Source organism: Nonlabens sp. MB-3u-79 (genome assembly GCF_002831625.1).
GTDB lineage: Bacteria > Bacteroidota > Bacteroidia > Flavobacteriales > Flavobacteriaceae > Nonlabens.
This window is the reverse complement of sequence record NZ_CP025116.1, coordinates 1,190,072-1,210,805: the sequence shown is the minus strand read 5'-3', so window position 1 is coordinate 1,210,805 and position 20,734 is coordinate 1,190,072. Positions and strand designations below refer to the sequence as shown.

16 protein-coding genes are annotated in these 20,734 nt (G+C 37.7%); 9 read left to right on the top strand and 7 right to left on the bottom strand.

Annotation, left to right across the window (positions count from 1 at the left end):
- Positions 1-337 precede the first annotated feature (337 nt).
- Positions 338-1,021, top strand: a complete 684-nt coding sequence (locus tag CW736_RS05410; RefSeq protein WP_101012934.1) for a TetR family transcriptional regulator C-terminal domain-containing protein — start codon at positions 338-340, stop codon at positions 1,019-1,021.
- Positions 1,022-1,117: 96 nt separating this feature from the next.
- Positions 1,118-2,458, top strand: a complete 1,341-nt coding sequence (locus CW736_RS05405) for an ABC1 kinase family protein (protein ID WP_101012933.1) — start codon at positions 1,118-1,120, stop codon at positions 2,456-2,458.
- A 132-nt stretch (positions 2,459-2,590) separates the two neighbouring features.
- Here the strand turns inward: CW736_RS05405 and CW736_RS05400 are convergent, their stop codons facing one another.
- The 3 genes from CW736_RS05400 to CW736_RS05390 all read right to left on the bottom strand — a co-directional run bounded on the left by CW736_RS05400 (position 2,591) and on the right by CW736_RS05390 (position 6,078).
- Positions 2,591-3,052: an endonuclease domain-containing protein gene (locus CW736_RS05400; RefSeq protein WP_232735427.1), complete on the bottom strand. Its 462-nt coding sequence runs from the start codon at positions 3,050-3,052 to the stop codon at positions 2,591-2,593.
- A 316-nt stretch (positions 3,053-3,368) separates the two neighbouring features.
- A complete protein-coding gene (locus CW736_RS05395) occupies positions 3,369-4,649 on the bottom strand; it encodes a metal-dependent hydrolase family protein (RefSeq protein ID WP_101012932.1) in 1,281 nt (426 codons plus the stop codon).
- Between the two features lie 295 nt (positions 4,650-4,944).
- Positions 4,945-6,078 (bottom strand): DegT/DnrJ/EryC1/StrS family aminotransferase, encoded by a 1,134-nt coding sequence (locus CW736_RS05390; protein WP_101012931.1) that lies wholly within the window; start codon positions 6,076-6,078, stop codon positions 4,945-4,947.
- Positions 6,079-6,194: 116 nt separating this feature from the next.
- Between CW736_RS05390 and CW736_RS05385 the strand changes: the two genes are divergently transcribed.
- Both CW736_RS05385 and CW736_RS05380 read left to right on the top strand, forming a co-directional pair.
- Positions 6,195-7,460 (top strand): 3-deoxy-D-manno-octulosonic acid transferase, encoded by a 1,266-nt coding sequence (locus CW736_RS05385; protein WP_101012930.1) that lies wholly within the window; start codon positions 6,195-6,197, stop codon positions 7,458-7,460.
- Positions 7,438-8,415 carry a 3-ketoacyl-ACP reductase gene (locus CW736_RS05380; protein ID WP_101012929.1) on the top strand — a complete coding sequence of 326 codons (978 nt, stop codon included), beginning with the start codon at positions 7,438-7,440 and terminating at the stop codon, positions 8,413-8,415. The genes CW736_RS05385 and CW736_RS05380 overlap by 23 nt, the downstream gene beginning before the upstream one ends.
- A gap of 1 nt (position 8,416) precedes the next feature.
- Here the strand turns inward: CW736_RS05380 and CW736_RS05375 are convergent, their stop codons facing one another.
- Together CW736_RS05375 and CW736_RS05370 are read right to left on the bottom strand one after the other, a co-directional pair.
- Positions 8,417-9,076, bottom strand: coding sequence for a DUF2461 domain-containing protein (locus CW736_RS05375; RefSeq protein WP_101012928.1), 660 nt, complete (start codon positions 9,074-9,076; stop codon positions 8,417-8,419).
- A 380-nt stretch (positions 9,077-9,456) separates the two neighbouring features.
- Positions 9,457-10,245: a helix-turn-helix transcriptional regulator gene (locus tag CW736_RS05370; RefSeq protein ID WP_101012927.1), complete on the bottom strand. Its 789-nt coding sequence runs from the start codon at positions 10,243-10,245 to the stop codon at positions 9,457-9,459.
- A 131-nt stretch (positions 10,246-10,376) separates the two neighbouring features.
- Here CW736_RS05370 and CW736_RS05365 point away from each other — a divergent pair, with 131 nt between their 5' ends.
- The 5 genes from CW736_RS05365 to CW736_RS05345 all read left to right on the top strand — a co-directional run bounded on the left by CW736_RS05365 (position 10,377) and on the right by CW736_RS05345 (position 17,226).
- Positions 10,377-11,204: an SOS response-associated peptidase gene (locus tag CW736_RS05365; RefSeq protein WP_101012926.1), complete on the top strand. Its 828-nt coding sequence runs from the start codon at positions 10,377-10,379 to the stop codon at positions 11,202-11,204.
- A 13-nt stretch (positions 11,205-11,217) separates the two neighbouring features.
- A complete protein-coding gene (locus tag CW736_RS05360) occupies positions 11,218-11,502 on the top strand; it encodes a hypothetical protein (protein ID WP_101012925.1) in 285 nt (94 codons plus the stop codon).
- 288 nt (positions 11,503-11,790) lie between these two features.
- Complete coding sequence (gene dinB, locus CW736_RS05355) at positions 11,791-13,008, top strand: DNA polymerase IV (protein WP_101015038.1); 1,218 nt, start codon at positions 11,791-11,793, stop codon at positions 13,006-13,008.
- 178 nt (positions 13,009-13,186) lie between these two features.
- Complete coding sequence (locus CW736_RS05350) at positions 13,187-16,270, top strand: DNA polymerase III subunit alpha (protein ID WP_101012924.1); 3,084 nt, start codon at positions 13,187-13,189, stop codon at positions 16,268-16,270.
- Positions 16,271-16,398: 128 nt separating this feature from the next.
- A complete protein-coding gene (locus tag CW736_RS05345; RefSeq protein ID WP_101012923.1) occupies positions 16,399-17,226 on the top strand; it encodes a TIGR03915 family putative DNA repair protein in 828 nt (275 codons plus the stop codon).
- Positions 17,227-17,288: 62 nt separating this feature from the next.
- Here CW736_RS05345 and CW736_RS05340 read toward each other — a convergent pair whose 3' ends face one another.
- Together CW736_RS05340 and CW736_RS05335 are read right to left on the bottom strand one after the other, a co-directional pair.
- A complete protein-coding gene (locus CW736_RS05340) occupies positions 17,289-19,982 on the bottom strand; it encodes an AsmA-like C-terminal region-containing protein (protein WP_101012922.1) in 2,694 nt (897 codons plus the stop codon).
- Between the two features lie 9 nt (positions 19,983-19,991).
- Positions 19,992-20,690, bottom strand: coding sequence for a queuosine precursor transporter (locus CW736_RS05335; RefSeq protein WP_101012921.1), 699 nt, complete (start codon positions 20,688-20,690; stop codon positions 19,992-19,994).
- Between the last annotated feature and the right edge of the window lie 44 nt (positions 20,691-20,734).

The following is a 20,734-nucleotide window of genomic DNA, read 5'->3' as shown; positions in this document are numbered from 1 at the left end:
AGGGGAAAAATATATGCCAGTAAGGCAGATACTATTACCAAAAAAATATTCAGTTGGTCAGTAAAGTTTGCTTTGTTCAATATAGATGTGAAGAACATCAGTAGCTTATAATTATCAGGTGCATACAAATATAACCTTTCCTTAATTTTATCGCTAGCATTAATTTCATTTACTTGAGTAATGAAACAATCAAATCATTAGCAAAGAATCTCAATAAATTCCCCGTATTTCAATTAAGTTTTGCAAAGAAATAACGACTAAACCTTAACATACTTTTGTTTAAACTTATTGTATAATAAGTTAAACAGATACTATCTTTACCTCAAATACTAAGGTTATGGCAACTACTAAAAAAACACCTGCAAAAAAGGCAATTAAAAAGACAGAAATCACTAAGCATGATATCATCACTGCCTATATGGATTATGTTTTACTGCATGAAAAAACTCCTAAGTCTGTTTATAAGTTTGCTAAGGACAACAATATGTCTGAGCAAGATTTTTATCAGTTTTTTGGTAGTTTTGACAGTTTGCGCAAGGACATTTGGAACACATTCTTTACCATGACCATGGATGTGGCCCACAAAAATGAAGAGTATGATCACTTTTCCAATCGTGAAAAAATGCTCACGTTTTTCTACACATTCTTTGAACTTCTCACGCTTAACAGAAGTTATGTGCTCTATACCTTAAAGGAGAATCAGCACATGATGAGCAAAATGGAGCAGTTAAAAGGTTTGCGCAAGCAGGTAAAGAATTTTTCTAAAGACTTGATCATGCAACGCAATGAGGATAAATCTAATATTTTATTAGAGCGTTCTGAAACCATTTATAGTGAAGGAGCTTGGATACAAATGTTATTCCTTATAAAGTTTTGGATGGACGACGACAGTGCTGGTTTCGAAAAAACAGACATGGCTATCGAGAAATCTGTAAACACCATTTTTGATGTTTTTGATAACACACCTCTAGATGCCGTTTTAGATTTTGGGAAATTTCTCTGGAAAGAACGCATGGCGTAATTAAACTTAAATCTAAGTTTAAATTTAAACTGAAATAGGCTGAAGTAATAAGTTTTTTTATTTCCGCTTTCGCGAAAGCGGAATTATCATCAAGCTATGAAAACATTAGACAAAATACCTACCAGTAAAATAGGGCGCACAACAGAGCTAGTAAAGACTGGAGCTAAAATAGGTGCAAATTATATCAAATATTATTCTAAAAAAGCGGTAAACAGAGAAATGGATCGCTCCTCGCTAGATGAGGACAATGCTACCGATATTTATGATGGATTAAAAAACTTGAAAGGTAGCGCGCTTAAAGTAGCGCAAATGCTGTCTATGGACAAGAGTTTATTACCTGGTGCCTATGTAGAGAAGTTTAGTCTAGCGCAATTTAGTGTGCCACCGCTGTCTGCTCCTTTAGTTAGAAAAACCTTTAAAAAATACCAAGGTGCTTATCCAGAAGAAATTTACGATACCTTCTCTAAAGATTCTGTCAATGCGGCGAGTATAGGTCAAGTTCACAGAGCTACTAAAGACGGCAAAGAATTAGCGATAAAAATTCAATATCCTGGCGTAGCAGAATCTATAGGAAGTGATCTTGCGATGGTAAAACCTATTGCTATAAAAATGTTCAACCTCAAAGGAGAAGATTCTAAAAGATATTTTTCTGAAGTAGAAGATAAATTAACAGAAGAGACCGATTACGAGCTTGAAGTAAAGCAGAGTATCGCAATTACAGAGGCTTGCGCACATATCCCTAATTTAAAATTTCCAAAATATTATCCAGCGCTTTCTAACAAACGCATCATCACGATGGACTGGATGACTGGAAAGCATTTAAGCGAGTTTGCAAAAACAGATTTTACGCCAGAGACTGGCAATAAACTGGGACAAACACTTTGGGATTTCTATATGTTTCAAATGCACGGTATAAAAGCTGTTCATGCTGATCCACACCCAGGGAATTTCTTGATCTCCAAAGAGTGTGAATTGATTGCTATCGATTTCGGTTGTATAAAGGATATAGTAGATGAATTTTACCAACCGTATTTTGAACTAGCGGTCCCTGAAAATATTAATAATCCTGAGATCTTTAAAGAAAAGCTCTTTCAATTGGAGATTTTGCGCAAAGATGATAGTGACAGAGAAGTCGCGTATTTCAGCACCTTATTTCATGAGATGCTCAGTCTTTTTACAAGGCCTTTCAAAGAAAAGACATTTGACTTTGCAGACCCCTTTTTCTGGGATGAAATCTCCTCTCTAAGTGAGAAATACAGCAACGATAAAGAGTTGCGTAAAATGAATGGCAATCGAGGCAGCAAGCATTTCTTGTACATCAACCGCACGTTTTTTGGTCTTTACAATCTTTTACATGATCTTAAAGCTAAAGTGAATACGTATGAATATGTAAAGTACCTTGAAGAAAAAGGCTTTAAGAATCACAGTGCATTGTAACTCCAAAACTTCTTCCCCCAGCCCTAAATGGTGGAAGTTTTTAGTCTTTGTTACCTCCCACAAGACCAACACCCATCCCGACTTCCCTCTAGGGAAAGTGCTTATTTAAATACTTTGCAGAATCCTCACCCTTTAGGGCCGGGGAAAAGGTTGCGTTGATGAGATTCCAAAACTTCTTCCCCCAGCCCTAAAGGGTGGAAGTTTTTGTTTTTCTTTTATTATAGCATCTATTTTTTCAATGGTGCTTTCATAATCGTCGATTACCTCCATATCTGTGAATCGGATCACATCAACTTTATATTTTGAGATTTCTAAAGTTCGATTTCTATCTTTTTCTTGTTGTAATCTAGTAAAATGGTAACCGCCATCAACCTCAATAACCAGCCTCAATTTATGACAGTAAAAGTCTAGTACGTAAAGATTAAAGGGGTGTTGCCTCCTGAACTTTAAATCTAGCGGATTTGTCTTTAGATAGCCCCATAACTTATCTTCAGAATCGGTAGTGTTTGCTCGTAGTTGCATTGCAAATTTTTTAACCTCAGCAGTGGCTCCTGCAAACATTCCTTCAATTTTTAGATAGTCTAATTCTTGCACTTGTACTTTTTAGTCTTGAAAAGGTAGAAACCTCACCCTTTAGGGCTGGGGAAAAGGTTTCATTTTAATTATTCTATAAACTGAGTATTATTACACCTATTCTCAACACACAGTTTTGCCATTGAACTTTACTTTGTAAATACATCCCACATGGCCAACACCCATCCCGACTTCCCTCAAGGGAAGGAGTTTACCTATTTAGAAGCTTTTGAGAACCCTCACCCTTTAGGGCTGGGGAAAAGGTTGCGTTGATGAGATTCCAAAACTTCTTCCCCCAGCCCTAAAGGGTGGAAGTTTTTGTTTCTGAAGATATTTCCTATCTCTTATAAACCACACCATCCTTCATCACAAAACTCATCTCTTCTAAAATCGCAACATTCTTTTCTGGGTTTTGAGAAACGGCTATAATGTCTGCATAAAAGCCTTTTTTGACTTGACCTATTTTATCTTCTAACTTTAAGATTTTTGCAGGTGTTATAGTTGCGCTTTGTATGGTTTCCATAACTGGCATTCCTGCCTCATTCATATAGCCAAATTCTTTGGCATTCTGACCATGTGCAAAAACACCTGCGTCTGTTCCAAAAACAATAGGCACTCCTTTTTTATAAGCTCTAGCAAAAGTCCCTTGAATTTGTGGGCCAACAGTTCTCGCTTTAGGAACTACTATCGCTGGGTAGAAACCTTCTACTTCAGCTTTTTCGGCTACTTCTTTTCCTGCGGTAATCGTAGGGACTAAGTAACAATCCTTTTTGATCATAAGCTCCATAGTTCTTTCACTCATATAAGTTCCATGTTCTATAGTTTTCACGCCACCTTCTACCGCGCGATACATACCTTCATCACCATGAGCATGCGCAGCCACATGATAGCCATAATCTGCTGCAGTTTCTGTGATGGCTTTGATCTCCTCCAATGTAAATTGCGGATTGCTACCATTTTTTGCCACACTTAAAACACCCCCTGTAGCAGTTATTTTAATACAATCGGCACCATTTTTATAACGGTGTCTTACTGCTGCTCTTGCTTCATCTGGACCATTAGCAACGCCTTCTCTAGGACCTGGATCACCCATAAAGGCTTGGTTACCTCCGTTAGTAGGATCGGCATGACCACCAGTTGTGGCGATGGATTTTCCTGCCGTAAAGATTCTTGGACCTGGCACTTTACCCTTATTTACAGCGTCCCGTAGCGAAATATTAATACCACTACCACCTAGGTCTCTTACCGTTGTAAAACCAGACATTAAAGTAATCTCTGCATATTTTACAGAATTATAAGCAACGTCTGCAGGATCATCCACAAATTTTGAAATGTACGCATGAGGATTATACTCTGTTTCCATGTGGACATGCATATCTGTAAGACCTGGCATCACCCACTTATCTTTCAAATCATAATAATCGGCAGTTGTTGGAACGCTTGAATAGCCTTTATCCAAAGATTGTATTTCTCCATCAGCTATGGTCACTGTCATCTCTGTGAGCCAGGTTCCTTTCTCCGTATCTAAAAGGTGTCCAGCGTGAATAATAGTTGTTGTGTTTTGAGCTATGGTGATGGTGATCACTAAGAGCATCAATAAAGTAAGTCGCAGTTTCATAGGAATAAATTGAAACCACAAGTTAAGACAGATTTGTCACATATGGCTTATTTTAAAATCTCCTTTTTTGCTGTGTTTGGAAATGAATGACAAATTTTATGAATAGCTACTTTACAGATAAACAAGAAAGCATTTCAGGAGTTTAGTCGCTCAGGCAGTCATAAAATAGTCGGTCGCTATTTATAATGCTGCTTTTGAAACCAGCCCTATCAGCATGCAAGAAAGCAGAAAACCCGCTAAAAAAGTTTAAAATTTACTTTCCTAGCGGGTTTTTTTTAGAATTATCGTTCTAAAATTATCTGTTTATAAACTCCTTAATATGATCGGTAATAAACTTGATCTGCTCATCATCCAGCTCGGTATGCATAGGCAAAGAAATACATTCCTTCACTAGTTGATTGGTCACCGTGAAGTTTTCTTCTTTGTAACGATCGTCTACATAAGCCTTTTGTTTGTGTAGTGGTATCGGGTAATACACCCCGCAAGGAATGTTATTTGCCTGTAAATGTTTTACCAGTCCGTCTCGGTCTGCATTTTTAATAACTAAGGTGTATTGATGAAACACGTGACAGTCGCAACTATCGCAAACTATAGGCGTGATGATTTTTTCTTCACCAGCAAAAGCTGCTGTATACTTTCTAGCAGCGTCTCTACGGGCATTGTTATAATCGGTTAAGAAAGGTAGTTTTGCTCTTAAAACTACGGCTTGCATCGCATCTAATCGAGAATTCACTCCTACTACATCATGATGGTAACGCTCGTACATACCGTGATTTACAACTCCTCTTATGATATGAGCCAGTTCGTCATCATTAGTAAAAATAGCCCCGCCGTCTCCGTAAGCACCTAAATTTTTTGAAGGGAAAAATGAGGTAGTCCCTACATGTCCTATAGTTCCTGTTTTAGATTTAGATCCATTACTGTGCATATAATTAGAACCTATTCCTTGCGCGTTATCTTCAATGACATAAAGATCGTGCTCTTTTGCAATCGCCATGATCTCATCCATATTGGCCGTTTGTCCAAATAAATGAACAGGAACAATAGCTTTTGTTTGAGGCGTTATTGCCTTTCTGACAGCCTCTATATCGATATTAAAATTATACGGATTTACATCCACTAAGACTGGCGTCAAATTCAAAAGCGCTATAACCTCAACCGTCGCTGCAAAAGTAAAATCGGCTGTGATGACTTCATCACCAGGCTGTAAACCTAGTCCCATCATTGCGATTTGTAATGCATCGGTACCATTTGCACACGGAATCACGTGTTTCACTCCTAAATATTCTTCCAGTTCTTTTTGAAAAGCATGAACCTCTGGACCATTGATAAAAGCCGCTGACTCTATAACCTCTTGTAGCCCAGTATTTATTCTATCCTTTATTCCCTCGTACTGACCCTGGAGGTCAACCATCTGTATTTTACGCATTTGTAAATTGTATTATTAATAGGCATTTGATGATGCATATCCATGTAAAAATAAGCAATAATGATAGGAATGCCCAAACCTTATTTTTTATATTACATTTGAAAAAAGACTGATTTTTGAAGACCTTGTATGATATTTTTTCCGCTTTCGCGAAAGCGTGCCTACCACTAGCTGGAGCTTTTAATAAAAAACTAAAGCTCGGTGCGCAAGGTCGCGAACGCACTTGGGACATTTTAGATAAAAAAGTAAAGTCGTCGCTACCCAAAATATGGGTACACGCAGCAAGTTTAGGCGAGTTTGAACAAGTTGTTCCCGTACTAGAACGCATCAACCGGGAGAATTATCAAGTCATCCTCACTTTTTTCTCTCCTAGTGGCTACGAGAACAAAAAAAACACCCCCCTAGCTGATGTGGTTTGCTATTTACCCCTAGACGCCGTGAGTAACGTAAATAAATTTATCGCCACCGTAGAACCATCGCTGGCCATTATGGTGAAGTATGAATTTTGGCCTAATTATTTAAATGCACTCCAAGAAACCAATTGTAAAACCATTCTTGTAAGTGGCGTTTTTAGAGATAAGATGTCTTTTAATAGTTGGTATGGAAAATGGATGATCCATTCCTTAGAAAGTTTTGATCATTTCTTTTTACAAAATGAATCTTCACTTCAAAATCTAAAAAAACTAGGCTTTACTAATGCTAGCGTTAGTGGCGATACCAGGTTTGATCGCGCTAGCCAATTGATAGAAAGAGATAGTTCCATTACCGAGCTAAAAAGCTTTATAGGAAATAAAAAGTGTCTTGTTATAGGAAGTTCCTGGCCAGAAGATATAGCGATCATGAAAAACTGGTTGAACAACAATGACCAAAACAAGAACTACAAAATCATTATTGCTCCACATGAAGTAGCGCCTAGTTCTATTAATCAGTTGTGCGATAGTCTGAATTACCATCCTATAAAGTGGAGCAGCCTTCAAGGCTGTGTGATCCATGATCTCGAGTCTGCATCGACACTGATTATAGACAGCATAGGCTTGCTAACGAAAGTCTATAGCTATGCAGATCTTGCCTACGTAGGTGGAGCTATGGGAACAAAAGGCTTACACAATATTCTAGAAGCAGCAACTTATGGCGTTCCGGTGATCATAGGTAAGAACTATGAAAAATTCCCTGAAGCTGGCAAACTAGAAGATTTAGGAGGTTTGTTTTCTGTAAAAGATGCTCTTGAATTTGAAAGCATGACCAACCAACTTCTAGAAGACGATTATTTAAGAGATAAAACTGGAATGATTTGTGGTCACTGGATCAACAGCAATACGGGCGCAACGCGAGAAATTGTCAACTATTTAAAAACTATAGATGAAAAACTTATTCTGGATTAGTCTTGTACTAGCAAGTTTCAACTTAGGCTTAAGTCAAGACATTATCATAAAAGATGCGGCTACTAAAGAAGCTATTGCTTTTGCTACCATCAGTTTTGGAAACGGTAAAGGAACTTTTGCAGACGATGAAGGAAGTTTCAGGTTCTCCAAAAAACTCTATAATGACGTAGACTCTTTATTCTTTTCCAGTATAGGTTATGCTGATTTAGGTGTCGCTGTAGAAAACCTGCAATCAGAAGTGTTTCTTTATCAGCAAGCAGATGAACTGGAAACCGTCATCATAAGTGCCGCTCTTACAGGAAAACACAAAGACCGTAAAAAGAAAGAATTAGGTCACGATAATTACTTTGACTGCTGGTTGCCTACAGTAGAAAGTGAAATTGCAGTGAAGTTTGATCGTTACGATGGCGAACCCACCCAAATCACACAACTTAAATTACCCGTAGTTTTAGAAGAGAGTCAATCCAGTAACAAAGGGAAGTTGCGCCAGTTTTCTACCATGTTTAGAGTTTCTTTTTATGATGTTCAAGAAGGTGGAAATCCATCTGATAGATCTTTATATCCCTCAAAAACTTTTATTATTGATCAAACCACTGAAGAAACATTTGAATTAGATATAGAAGAAATGAAGATCAATATTCCACAAAATGGAATCTTTGCTTCTATCCAAGTATTGGGATATACAAAACCAGATGGGAAACTCATCAAAGCTAAAAAATACAGGGAAATCAAAACCAGAACTGGCACCGTAAAGGTCTCCACTACTTTCCGACCGCTTCTCCCTTTTACCAAAGAAATAGAGGGTAAAAACACTTGGGTAAGACGCATCTTTTTTAATAATAAAACCTGGCAACTATTTGACCTGACTTATAATCCTAATAGCAAATTAGTACGATCTGGTAACGACGATTATGGTATGGGTGCCGAGTTTAAAGTCTTTTATAGGGATCAATAAATCAAACCGTTACCGCTTTATTCAAATAAGCTCTAAAAGGAATCATTTCTTTATATACTGCAACACAATACTGCATAAAATCTTCTTGCATCACTTGTTTTTGAGAGAGGTCATGTTGTATGGCAAATGTTTTTAATCGCAGCAACTCTATATGCTCATGGTCTTGAGAATAACCTTTAGGGGAAGTTTTCAGAGAATCACCATCATCAATCACGTCAAAAGTTTCTTTAAAAGATTTCTTGTTAAGGATCTCTTTATACTCCTGTCCATTATAATCTATGGCATCTCTTATAGAGTCGAGCAATTCCTTTTTAGGCTTGTAAAATCCGCCAGCGATAAAGGATTCTTCTGTTCCTAAATGAATATAAAAATCGCCTTGTTTCCCGTTTTCATTAAGGTCCATACCTGCACCAAAATGATCTTTATAGACAGGTTTATTAGGATGAAACATCAAATTATTATTGATGCGATTAATAGCTTTACGACCGTCTATAGAAACATAATTAGGATCTACTTTTCCCAACTCTATATCGAGTTCGTTGAGCCATGAAATGTACCAGTCACGTACTTCATGGTAGCGTTTTCGGTTCTCGTCCATCCAGTCTTTGGAATTGTTCTTTTGTAAGTCCCGTAGGAAATCATATAATTTATAAAAGCTCATTAAATAGAAGTTGTATTTGTTTTGTTTCGCTTTCGCGAAAGCTAAATATAAGAAGTTTATGCTCCCTTTGAAAAGAGCTCAAATATGAATATACTTTGCTATATTTTCTTAAACATTGTAAAAACATATATGATTTAAGCCCCTAACCTACACCTATTTACTTATTACTATAAAATAGTATTTTTATAAAAATGATCCTATTCCGTATTGCTACGGTAGTTATAACAGCAGTAACTTCCGATATAGAAAGGGAAACCCAAACAATAAAACTACTGCTGGAACTGCTAAAGAAATAGAAGGCATTCTTGAAAGAACAGCTAAACATTTGAAAAGATAGGAGGTGATAGTTAGCACCTCAATTCTATACTAGAATACTTGCTTTAGAGTAGCTTTTTAAATGTATTCCCTTTTTTAATACTCTGTATTTCTTCCCGCAAACTATCGAGTCCTTGTTTTAAAGAAATCATCGCTTCTTCTCCTTCATGCACGTCTAGGTCAAAACTCAATTTTGAATTCACTTCCCAAAGCTCTTTAATCTCCACCACTGCTTGCTCAATCACTGGGTATTCTCGATTAAGGGAAATCAAATTTACCGCCTCTGGAGATTCTGACTTGCGTAGTTTCTTTACTAAAACACTATCTGCAGTTACGACCACATGAATGCGATTGTCATTTGCTGTACGCACACTTTCTACTGCTTTTCCCATCACCCATTCTTGCGGCTGCAATACAGGCAACATACTATCCCCTTGTACCTGAAAAGCGCGATAGCTTCCTTCTCTATATTGAGGCAGGGGTATATTAAATGCAGGCAACTCGTTATACCAGTCTGTATCTTGTACATTACTTGCGTAACCAGCACTTGCTTTAATAGGAACCATGATCATATTTTCACGATCATTAGTATCCATGGTTATGATCTTAGGCGCTGTACTTGTACTCGTCTCTAAGTATTTATTATAACTATTCCCATACAACCACAATGGGTTCACATTAAACTGTCGTAATAATTCTGTGACAATCTTACCAGTAATTTTCTTTTTACCGCGCTCTATATCGGCAGTTGTGCTACCTGCATCGAGCAAGTCTGCAAACTCACTTTGCGTTTTCCCCAAGTCCTCTCGTACCTGTTTGAATCTTTTTGCTTCTGTTGGAATCTCTTGTGCCATAAGACAAATATAGGTCATTTAGGAATATTTCCAATTTTAACACTGGAATATTTCCATAATGTTGGAATTATTCCATATATTTGAATCGTCAACGGAGATAATTCTTGGAATATTTCCATAAAACTATAATTATGTGTGGAAGAGCAACGATAATTACACCAGCAGTAGATTTAGAAAAGCGGTTCAATGCCGCCTTTATAAAAAGTGCTGAACTCAAAGAAAACGTGAACATAAGCGCAGGTAATGAGATACCTGTAATTACAAGCGAGCAACCTAACCATATACAGCTATTTACTTTAGGCTATACACCTCACTGGGCTCACAAACAGACGTACATGATCAATGCGCGCAGTGAGGGAAGTTTAAACATAGAAAACAATCCTAATTATAAAGGAGCTATGGGTATTTTTAATAAACCTATGTTCCGTCATGCCATTAAATCTCAACGTTGTTTAGTTCTTGTAGATGCCTTTATAGAAGGTCCGAAGCAAGAAAAGCTTAATAAACCCTTTATCGTATATCCTAATCGTGATCGTGGCCCCTTTGCACTAGCTGGAATTTATGACACTTGGGAACATCCGTTAACTGGAGAATTACATCGTACCGTCGCCATTATTACCACTGCAGCAAATAGACTTACCCAAAGAATAGAGCACCATAGAGCTCCGGTAGTACTGAGTAAAGAAGATGAAGAGAAGTGGCTCAATCCAGACATCTCTACCGCAGAGCTTTCTAACATGATGCAACCTTTTGACTCTAAAGGATTCAATGCTTATCCTATTTCACAAAAAATAAAAAATCCAGAAGCAAACGGCTTAGAACTTTTGAAGCCTATAGGAGATAAACTTTTCAAAGATTACGACCGCTGTCTATATGAAAGACTCAAGTTTGCTGAAGAAGATGAATACGCCATCAGAGAAGAGCGTCTTGTAGAAGGAGACCAATTTGTTTTATTTTAAAATAAATACTGACATGAATATAGAACTCATAAAAACAGAACTAGCGCAACGAGTAGAACAGCTCCTTATCACTAGAAAAACTAGTAGGCAAGCTACTATGAAGGTAGTGTGCCAAGTAAAAACTTGGTCTGATAAAGTAGCCGAGACAGAAGACCTAATCCATAAAGTATACCACACACTTCATGAGGTACTACAGCAAAAGGGTATTCATTTTAAGAATGAAATTGAAAAGGAAGGTTTTGTAAGCTTTATGGAACCTACAGTAAATGATCTAGTCATTAAAAACATGATCGATTAGTAGCTACAAAACATAAAATAACTAACTCGTTATTTCACCAACCTCACAGAACTATTTCTGTGAGGTTTTTTAACCGATTATTTTAAGCGAAGTGATGGTTCAACCTGTGAAGGTTCCTCTTCAAGACAGCTGAACATTAAAAAAACACTTAGTGGGCAACACCATAGGTTTTAGCCACAAATTATAGTTAATCGAGAAATTAAATAGAATCGAGATATAACAAACCGATTCCGCTCTACAGCGGAATAACAGATCAAACAGATTCCTGCCTGCGCAGGTATGATAACTATGAGCGATAAACACATCATGCATTTAGATCTAGACACTTTCTACGTTTCTGTAGAGAGAAAGATGGATTCACGTCTTGAAAACAGACCTCTACTCGTAGGTGGAACTAGCGATCGTGGCGTCGTTGCTGCATGTAGTTATGAGACAAGAGGCTATGGTGTACACAGCGGCATGTCTATGAAATTGGCAAGGCAGCTTTGCCCAGAAGCAGTTGTTATAAGAGGTAATGCAGGGACGTATTCTAAACACTCTGATGAAGTCACTGAAATCGTCAAACAAGAAACCCCTCTTTTTGAAAAATCAAGTATTGATGAGTTCTATGCAGATCTCTCTGGAATGGATCGATTTTATGGCTGTTATAAGCTGGCAACAGAATTGCGCAAGAAAGTAATCAAAGAAACAGGACTGCCTATTTCCTTTGGCCTTTCTATGAATAAAGTTGTTTCCAAAATCGCCACTGGAGAAGCAAAACCTAACAACCAATTGATGATCAATTATGGGGAAGAAAAAGACTTTATGGCCCCACTGTCTGTAAAAAAAATTCCGCAAGTAGGAGATAAAACCTATCAAACGCTGAGACATTTAGGCGTTAAACGCATTCATACCATTCAAGAAATGCCTGAAGAAATGCTCATCAACGTACTGGGTAAAAACGGCAGTATGATCTGGCGCCGTGCTCAAGGAATAGATAACCGACCAGTGATTGCTTTTAATGAGCGTAAATCTATCAGTACCGAGCGCACTTTTGACCGAGATACCATCGATGTGAAAAAACTGAATTCCATTCTTATCGCCATGACTGAAAACCTCGCTTTTCAACTAAGACGCGGCGATAAACTCACCGGTTGCATTAACGTGAAGATAAAATACTCTGACTTCAACACTTACACCAAGCAGATGCGAATCCCTTATTGCAGCGCAGATCATATTTTGATACCCCGCATACTAGAGATTTTTGAAAAGCTATACAACCGCAGGTTATTGATCCGACTTATAGGGATCCGATTTTCACATATTGTAAATGGTCATTACCAGATCAACCTGTTTGATGATAATGAAACTGCACTTAACCTGTATAACGCACTAGATAAAATAAGAGAGAAGTATGGGGATAGGACCGTAATGAGAGCTGCTGGAATGGAAGCAAAAACCATAGGCCGAATACTCAACCCTTTTAATGGATTACCTCCTGTCGTGCTCGCTCATCGCAAACAATAAGATTAGGGAAAATTGAAAAATATAGGCATGCATTGAAATAAATCCCAATGAATTATAAAACAGACCTGCCAACAAATTAATTACACCTTTCAAGAAGCTCCATGCTGGCTATAAATAACCTATTGAAGTCCGAAGCTCTAGAAAACCGCTTTAAATAAAACAACCTTAAAAAGTCAATTTGTACCTAAACAATCACACCTATTACTCCTTGCGTTACGGCACTTTTAATGAAGAAGAGCTGATAAAACTTGCGCTTGAAAATGGAGTGAAGACCATTGTTCTAACTGACATCAATAACACCAGTGCATGCCTAAATTTTATAAGGCTTTGTACTCAAAGCAATCTTCATGCAGTAATAGGGATCGATTTTAGAAACCAGCACCAACAATTGTATGTAGGTATTGCTAAGAACAACCATGGATTTCAGGAACTCAATGAATACTTATCCTTTCATCTAGAAAACAAAATTCCTTTTCCAGATCAGGCCCCAGCCTTTGAGAATGCTTTTGTCATCTATCCATTTAAAAAGGTAGTAACCTTGGAGAAAACTCGCTTTCGCGAAAGCGAATTCATAGGAATCTCTATTGCCGCACTACGCAAACTTCCTTTTACCGCATATGTAAAAATGAAGGACAAATTAGTGGTGATGCAAACGGTGACGTTTAGAAGTAGAAAAGATTTTAACGCCCACCGGCTACTACGGTGTGTAGATTTAAATATTCTTTTGAGTCAGTTGCCAGAATCCCAGCAAGGTCATTTTGAAGATCAGATGATTCCTGTTCCTGAAATAGAAGAAGTCTTTATAGAATATCCTTTTATCATTGAAAATACCAAACGCCTATTAGCAGATTGCGGGATATATTTTGACTTTGAGAACGCTCAACTTAACGCAAATCAACACCTCTATTCAGAGAGTAAGGAAGCAGATTATCAAAAACTAAGAACACTTGCTTATGCTGGTGTGGCAAATAGATACGGAGATAAAGAAGATAAAACAGACGTCTTTGAGCGTATAGAAAAAGAAATAGGCGTTGTAAAAAAGAAAGGTTTTGTCGCCTATTTTTTGATCAATTGGCGCATTTGTGAATACGCACGTAGCAAACGCTACTTTTACATAGGTCGCGGTAGTGGAGCTAACAGTATTCTTGCCTATTTGTTACAGATCACCGAGGTAGACCCCATAGAACTCGATCTTTATTTTGAACGTTTTATCAACGATTACAGGACGAGTCCGCCAGATTTTGATATTGATTTCTCATGGGACGACCGGGAAGACATTACTCGGTTTATTTTTGCAGAATTTGACCATGTCGCCTTGCTTGCCACTTACAACACCTTTCAGTACCGTGCAGTTATCAGGGAATTAGGAAAAGTTTTTGGTCTTCCAAAAGCAGATATTGACCTACTCGCCACAGGTAATTTTCAACTCGAGCAGCTGGATCAAATGCACCAATTGGTATTGAAATACAGCCATTTGATAAAAGGCATGCCCAACTATACCAGCATTCACGCCGGCGGAATTCTTATTACTGAAAAACCTATTCATTATTACAGCGCCACGAGTTTGCCCCCAAAAGGATACCGTACCGTACAGTTTGACATGCATATTGCCGAAGATGCTGGGATTCATAAATTTGACATTCTTGCACAACGTGGTTTAGGAAAAATACGCGACACGATTGAGATTATCAAATACAACCAACCAGAAGCTCCTATAGCAAACCTGCATACTGATGTAAAGAAATTTATGAAAGACCCTGAAATCAACAACATGATCTCACAGGCAAAATGCATAGGTTGCTTTTATATAGAGTCTCCAGCTATGAGAATGTTGCTCAGCAAACTTGCTACTAATAATTATATAGGACTGGTTGCTGCCAGCTCTGTCATACGTCCTGGAGTTGCACAGAGCGGGATGATGCGCGAGTTTATTTTACGCACTCGACATCCAGAAAAACGCAAGGATGCACACCCCATCATGCAAGGCATTATGCCCGAAACTTATGGGATCATGGTCTATCAAGAAGACGTGATCAAGGTAGCACATTACTATGCAAAACTGGACCTTGGCGAAGCAGATGTACTGCGTCGTGGAATGAGCGGTAAATACCGATCTCGTGAGGAGTTTCAAAAAGTAGAACAAAAATACTTTCAGAACTGTATCGATTTAGGACATGATCCAGAGCAAACTAGAGAAATATGGAATCAAATTAAGAGTTTTGCTGGTTACGCTTTCGCGAAAGGGCACTCCGCATCTTACGCTGTAGAAAGTTATCAAACTCTTTACTTAAAACGGTATTTCCCCTTAGAATACATGACTGCAACACTTAATAATGGCGGTGGCTTTTACCAACCTGAACTCTACGTTCACGAAGCAAAAATGTGTGGTGCTGTCATAGAATCACCTTGTGTTAATCACAGCAATATTGCTAACATTATTAAAGGAAAAAGTATCTATCTAGGCTACAGTTACCTCAAGGAACTGGAAAGAAAAACCATGGTACGCATCATAGAAGCGCGTCATTTGAATGGAAGCTTTACCTCTCTAGATGACTTTATAAATCGTGTCCTTATCAGTATCGATCAGCTTTCTATTTTAATACGCATCAATGCTTTTAGGTTTACAGCAATGGATCGTTATGAATTGTTGTGGCAAGCACATTATAAGCTTGACAAATCACCCCAAAAATATATCCAAAACAAACTATTCGTCCCAGAATATAGAGAAGCCAAAATCCCTCAACTTCATACTACAAATCAGGAATTGGCTTATGAACAAATAGAACTTTTAGGCTTTCCATTGTGTTCGCATTTTGACCTATTAGTAGAGCTGCCTAAAAACAACAACAGTCGTGAAGACATGAAAGCACATAACAAGAAAATGATTTTGATTTATGGCTACGTAGTAAATATCAAGACCACACATACGGCAAAAGGAAAACGCATGCAATTTGGTACTTTTTTAGATTGTACGGGTCATTTTTTTGATACGGTGATGTTTCCTCCAGTAGCGGCAAAAATTAGCTTTAGAGGAAGTGGTATCTATAAAATATACGGCAAGGTTGTAGAAGAATTTGACTTCTATTCCATCGAGGTACACAACATGCAAAAAGCAGATTATATTCAAGATCCAAGGTATGCAGAAGAGAATCCGCAGACCATGCAGCGACTGGATAAACAATCCAACCTAAAAGATCGCAGAATGGGAAATAGCCATGGGTACCGACGTCAGGAACTACCAGATAAACCCATCGAGATATGAATAGAAACAACATAGTAGTAACCGTTGCCTTCCTTAGACCGCATGACAAAACAAAAGAGATACCTGATCATGATCAATCCTAGCAGCAAGCATCATAAGAATTCTAGTCCCCTATTAAATCTTTTCTCATGACCACTACACTTTTATATGACGGTAGTTTAAACGGTTTGATGACGGCTATTTTCACTATTTACGACCGCAAGATTAAACTGCCCATCATCGCTTTAGATTCTCGTGAGCAAAACCACCTTTTTGAAGGTACCGAACTGGTCATTACAGATCCTGATAAAGCGCAACGTGTATGGAACCGTTTTAACTCTTTATGCGAGCACCAAGATTCTCATCAGGTATACTGTGCTTTCTTAAGTGAAATCATCGGGATCGAAAACACGATTTATGAGTATTTAAAAATGACTTTTACTGCTCAAAAAGCACCAGGCAGTGACTCTGCTAACGCTACAGTTTTAAAGATTACTCAAGCGGCAAAAATGGTAAATCACGAGAAACAACGCATAGAAGCCTTGGTGCGTTTTCATTTAATCGATGAAGAAACCTATTATGCTAATATAGAACCTGACTTTAACGTACTACCCCTTATAGCCAGTCACTTTAAAGACCATTACCACAACCAGAAATGGGTTATTTATGACTTAAAACGCAATTTTGGAATAAGCTATGACCTAGAAACGGTTCAAGAAGTACAAATTGATTTTAAAAAAGCCCGTAGTCAAGGTGCCATTTTACCTACTAGAGCCTCAGAAAACAACAGTGATGTAGACTCATCAAGCAGCTTTCGCAGTTCAACTGCGCTTCGTATCAACTCTAAGGAGATCAACTACAAAGATCTCTGGAATCAATATTTTAATAGCACCCATATCAAGTCTAGAAAAAATCTAAAACTACACTTGCAGTATGTTCCCGAAAGGTGCTGGAAATATTTAAACGAAAACATATAAGGAACAATAAAAAGCTCCTCAAAAATATAATTGAGGAGCTCTACATTTCATTTTCTAAAAATCTATTTTGTTTTGGTAGTATCTACCACTTTCTTTTTTTTACGCCCGAACAAGTCTTTAATTGCATTACCCGCTGCTTCCTTAATTGGGTCTATAGGTTTAATTACAGACGTAGAATCCTTAGGCTTTCCATTACCGCCTATCACATCCTTGATGCCATTTAAAGGGTTCTTTCCATTTATAAGATCACCTATGGCGCCACCTACTGCTTCTTTGCCTTTATCCTTAAGCTTGGCTTTTTGGATCTCTATAATTTGATTGGTTAGGTTTTTTACGGCAAGATCAAGATTCAAATCGATTTTAGGACTCAAAAATGATCCTGAGAACTTAACCGGCACAGGAACTGAAATACTTTCTACTTCCTTTTCTTCTAATTTAGAAAGCAAGCTAGCTCCTTCTTTACCAAAGTATTTTGCAGGTACATTTAATGACAAAGTATAATCCATCTCATTAGTAAGACTGTGCTTACCACTAGCTGTGGCTTTAATGCCTTTGATATTAAAGTCAAATGGTGCTACTTGCACCGCTCCATTTTTAAAATTAAGCTTGGTTGTAATGTCCGAAATATCAAATTTATTAAGATCTATAAAACTCAATTTTTGATCTAATTTCCCTAATAACGGATTGTTAGCAGCATTGACCTCTTTAGTCAGCAACTGTGCAATAGCATCTCCCGCTAGTGTACTTAAAATAGGAGAAAGCTGCTTGTCTAACGATCCAGTAAGAGCTATATCTGTATTGATCCTACCTTGTAACACACTGATAATAGGAACAAAAGATCTAAACATATCAAAACCTTCAAAAGACTTTGCGATATCTAGGTTCTTCATGTCCAGCGCCATGTTAAAAACTGGAGTAGTTCCCTTAGTGGAAACCGAACCGTTCACAGCTATGTTACCGTCAAAAATATCAGTCGTCGTATTGTTTAAGGTTAAGGTTTCATCTCTAATCAAAGCTACACCACTTACATTTTTAAGTTCAAGACCATCATACAACACTCGATTTGCTTGGAAATCTAAGTTGGCATCCAGAAAAGCTGGGATCTTAATCGCATCTTCAGTTGTTGCAGATGTAGACGTTTGAGTTGTTTGGTTTGCTTTTTTGGCAGGAGCAACCTCTACAGCAGTCATAAAATCTGCAGCGTCTAGTGTGTTAGACTTTAAAGTAAAAGTTCCTTTTAAATCTTGGTCTTGAAGTAAAAATCCTATCAAATTATTGATGGTCCCCTTTGCATCTAAGTCGGTATTGCCTGTTTGAGCTTCAAAGTCTTTTAGCAGTATTCTAGAAGTAGTCATATCAATACTAGCCTTGTTGATTACTAAAGGTTTTATAAGTGCATCACCTTCGTATCTGAAGTTGGTAAGACTGGCAGACCCTCTCGTATTGATACGTTCATACTGTTCTTTCTCGATACTTTCCATATCAAACTTAGCTGCCATATCGAGTGCCAACTTCCCGTCAAGATTCATGTCTTCTGGCAAAGGAAATGCTTGAGCTAGATTTTGAAAATCTAGGTTTCCCTTTGCATTTAGATCAATGTCCATATTAGTTGTCAGGTTTTTGATCATTGCATTACCGCTTATTCTATCACTCCCAATATTAAAAGAGGTTTGTGCAACATTGAAATAAGTGTCCTCTACATTTCCTGTATCGTTTTTAAGTTGTGCATCTATATCGATGTTCGTAACTGTTTTAGGTAAGTCTGGATATTTGAAAGAAGCGTTTTTTGAACTGATCTTGATATCCATTTTAGGAATGCGCGTTTCGTCCACTTCACCTTTAATTATTCCGTTTACAGTAAAATCTCCAGTAGTTGTGATACCGTCTAAGTTTTTACAATAGGTTTCTGGAATAACTGCAAAGAAGTTTTTAAAATCTGATGATGGGGTATCAAAACGTAAATCTACCATCGTATACAATTCCTCTAACTGCACAAAACCATTCATCTTTAATTCCAGATCATTGACAAAACCTTTGTTTTCTTGAAAGGTATATTTCTGATTATCTAGATCCATAAGAATAGCAGCATCCAGTTTTACTTGCTGGCCAGATAAGTATTCCATACCATCCAACCCGTAAAAAACTAATGCCTCTGTATTAGTAGCTAGCGTGCTCTTGCCTAATGAAAAATTTCCGTTTCCAGAGTGATTCAATTTAGAAAGCACAAGCTTATTTTGGGTAGACCTATCTTCGTAAGTAAGTTCCGAATCTGTTATCTCATAATGTTTTAAGTCAAAAGAGAAGCCTGTATCTTGTTCTGTGTCTTGTGGGTCATTTGCTTTCGCGGAAGCGGGCTCCTTAGAAATATCCCAACTGGAGTTACCGTTTTCATCAACCGTAAACCTGGCTACCGCTTGATTAACCATCAACTCATTGATATGAATAGGCTCACTGGCATCGTTCAACAAATCACCTATAGGCAGGTCCAGTTTCACTTCTTTACCGTAGAACAAAGTGTCACCCGCAAAAGGTGCTTTATTGATAATAGAAAAACCTTCTATGTGGAGTTGTGCGTCTGGAAATGATCTAAAGAGACTCAAGTCTACCTCAGCAAAATCAATTTGTGCCTCCATAGCAGCATTAAGCTTGTCCTTAATAATTTGAGCGATTTGGTCTTTGAAGAAAAAAGGAGCAGCTACAATGACAATGATTACAGCGAGCAACGTAATTCCTAATATTTTAAATATTTTCTTCATGTTGTTTTTTTAATCAATTTTTATTTCTTCTCCCATTTTTAACCCGAACAGTCGTCTAAAAATAAAAACCCCTCCATATAATAAAGGCGTATCAAGAAATGCAACTAGCATCTTAAAGAGAAATCCTGCCAATAATAAGGGCCAAAATTGTTCCCAGGATAACACTTCATAATAACATAACAATAATAAGACGCTCATAGTGTCAACAAACTGTGAAAATACAGTGCTAAAATTATTGCGCAACCATAGCATTTTGCCTCCTGTAACCCTTTTCCAAAAATGATAAATCTGTATGTCTATAAATTGAGCAAACAAATAAGCGGCCATACTCGCCATCACTGCAATAGTTGTCGCGCCAAAAACTTTATTAAAAACAGCATCTTGTATAGGGCTTGCGTCAATCGCTGGAGCTACGTCTGCCACAGCTATAATTCCAAGACTGAAGACCGATGCAAATATTCCAGCAAGGACCAGGTCATTTGCCTTGCGACGTCCATAAATCTCACTCACTAAATCGGTAACTAGAAAGGTAACAGGATATGGCAATAAGCCTACCGAAATTTCAAAATTGAACCAACCGAACGGGTTCCAATAAAAAAACTTCTGAAAGATCAAATTAGATACCACTAGAGAGCAAATAAAAATTGCTGCGAGCACCAGATAAATGCGATGCGCAAGACGTAGTTTTTTACCAGTTAGTGTCTTCATAATTATAACAAAAGTAGTTCAAGAGTTGATCATTATTCCTTAAT

What these genes read in the sequence shown, in the direction of transcription:
- dinB (WP_101015038.1), top strand. Translation starts at nt 11,791, where the DNA reads ATGAGCGATAAACACATCATGCATTTAGATCTAGACACTTTCTACGTT.
- CW736_RS05335 (WP_101012921.1), bottom strand. Translation starts at nt 20,690, where the DNA reads ATGAAGACACTAACTGGTAAAAAACTACGTCTTGCGCATCGCATTTAT.
- CW736_RS05345 (WP_101012923.1), top strand. Translation starts at nt 16,399, where the DNA reads ATGACCACTACACTTTTATATGACGGTAGTTTAAACGGTTTGATGACG.
- CW736_RS05375 (WP_101012928.1), bottom strand. Translation starts at nt 9,076, where the DNA reads ATGAGCTTTTATAAATTATATGATTTCCTACGGGACTTACAAAAGAAC.
- CW736_RS05410 (WP_101012934.1), top strand. Translation starts at nt 338, where the DNA reads ATGGCAACTACTAAAAAAACACCTGCAAAAAAGGCAATTAAAAAGACA.
- CW736_RS05340 (WP_101012922.1), bottom strand. Translation starts at nt 19,982, where the DNA reads ATGAAGAAAATATTTAAAATATTAGGAATTACGTTGCTCGCTGTAATC.
- CW736_RS05405 (WP_101012933.1), top strand. Translation starts at nt 1,118, where the DNA reads ATGAAAACATTAGACAAAATACCTACCAGTAAAATAGGGCGCACAACA.
- CW736_RS05380 (WP_101012929.1), top strand. Translation starts at nt 7,438, where the DNA reads ATGAAAAACTTATTCTGGATTAGTCTTGTACTAGCAAGTTTCAACTTA.
- CW736_RS05390 (WP_101012931.1), bottom strand. Translation starts at nt 6,078, where the DNA reads ATGCGTAAAATACAGATGGTTGACCTCCAGGGTCAGTACGAGGGAATA.
- CW736_RS05395 (WP_101012932.1), bottom strand. Translation starts at nt 4,649, where the DNA reads ATGAAACTGCGACTTACTTTATTGATGCTCTTAGTGATCACCATCACC.
- CW736_RS05360 (WP_101012925.1), top strand. Translation starts at nt 11,218, where the DNA reads ATGAATATAGAACTCATAAAAACAGAACTAGCGCAACGAGTAGAACAG.
- CW736_RS05370 (WP_101012927.1), bottom strand. Translation starts at nt 10,245, where the DNA reads ATGGCACAAGAGATTCCAACAGAAGCAAAAAGATTCAAACAGGTACGA.
- CW736_RS05365 (WP_101012926.1), top strand. Translation starts at nt 10,377, where the DNA reads ATGTGTGGAAGAGCAACGATAATTACACCAGCAGTAGATTTAGAAAAG.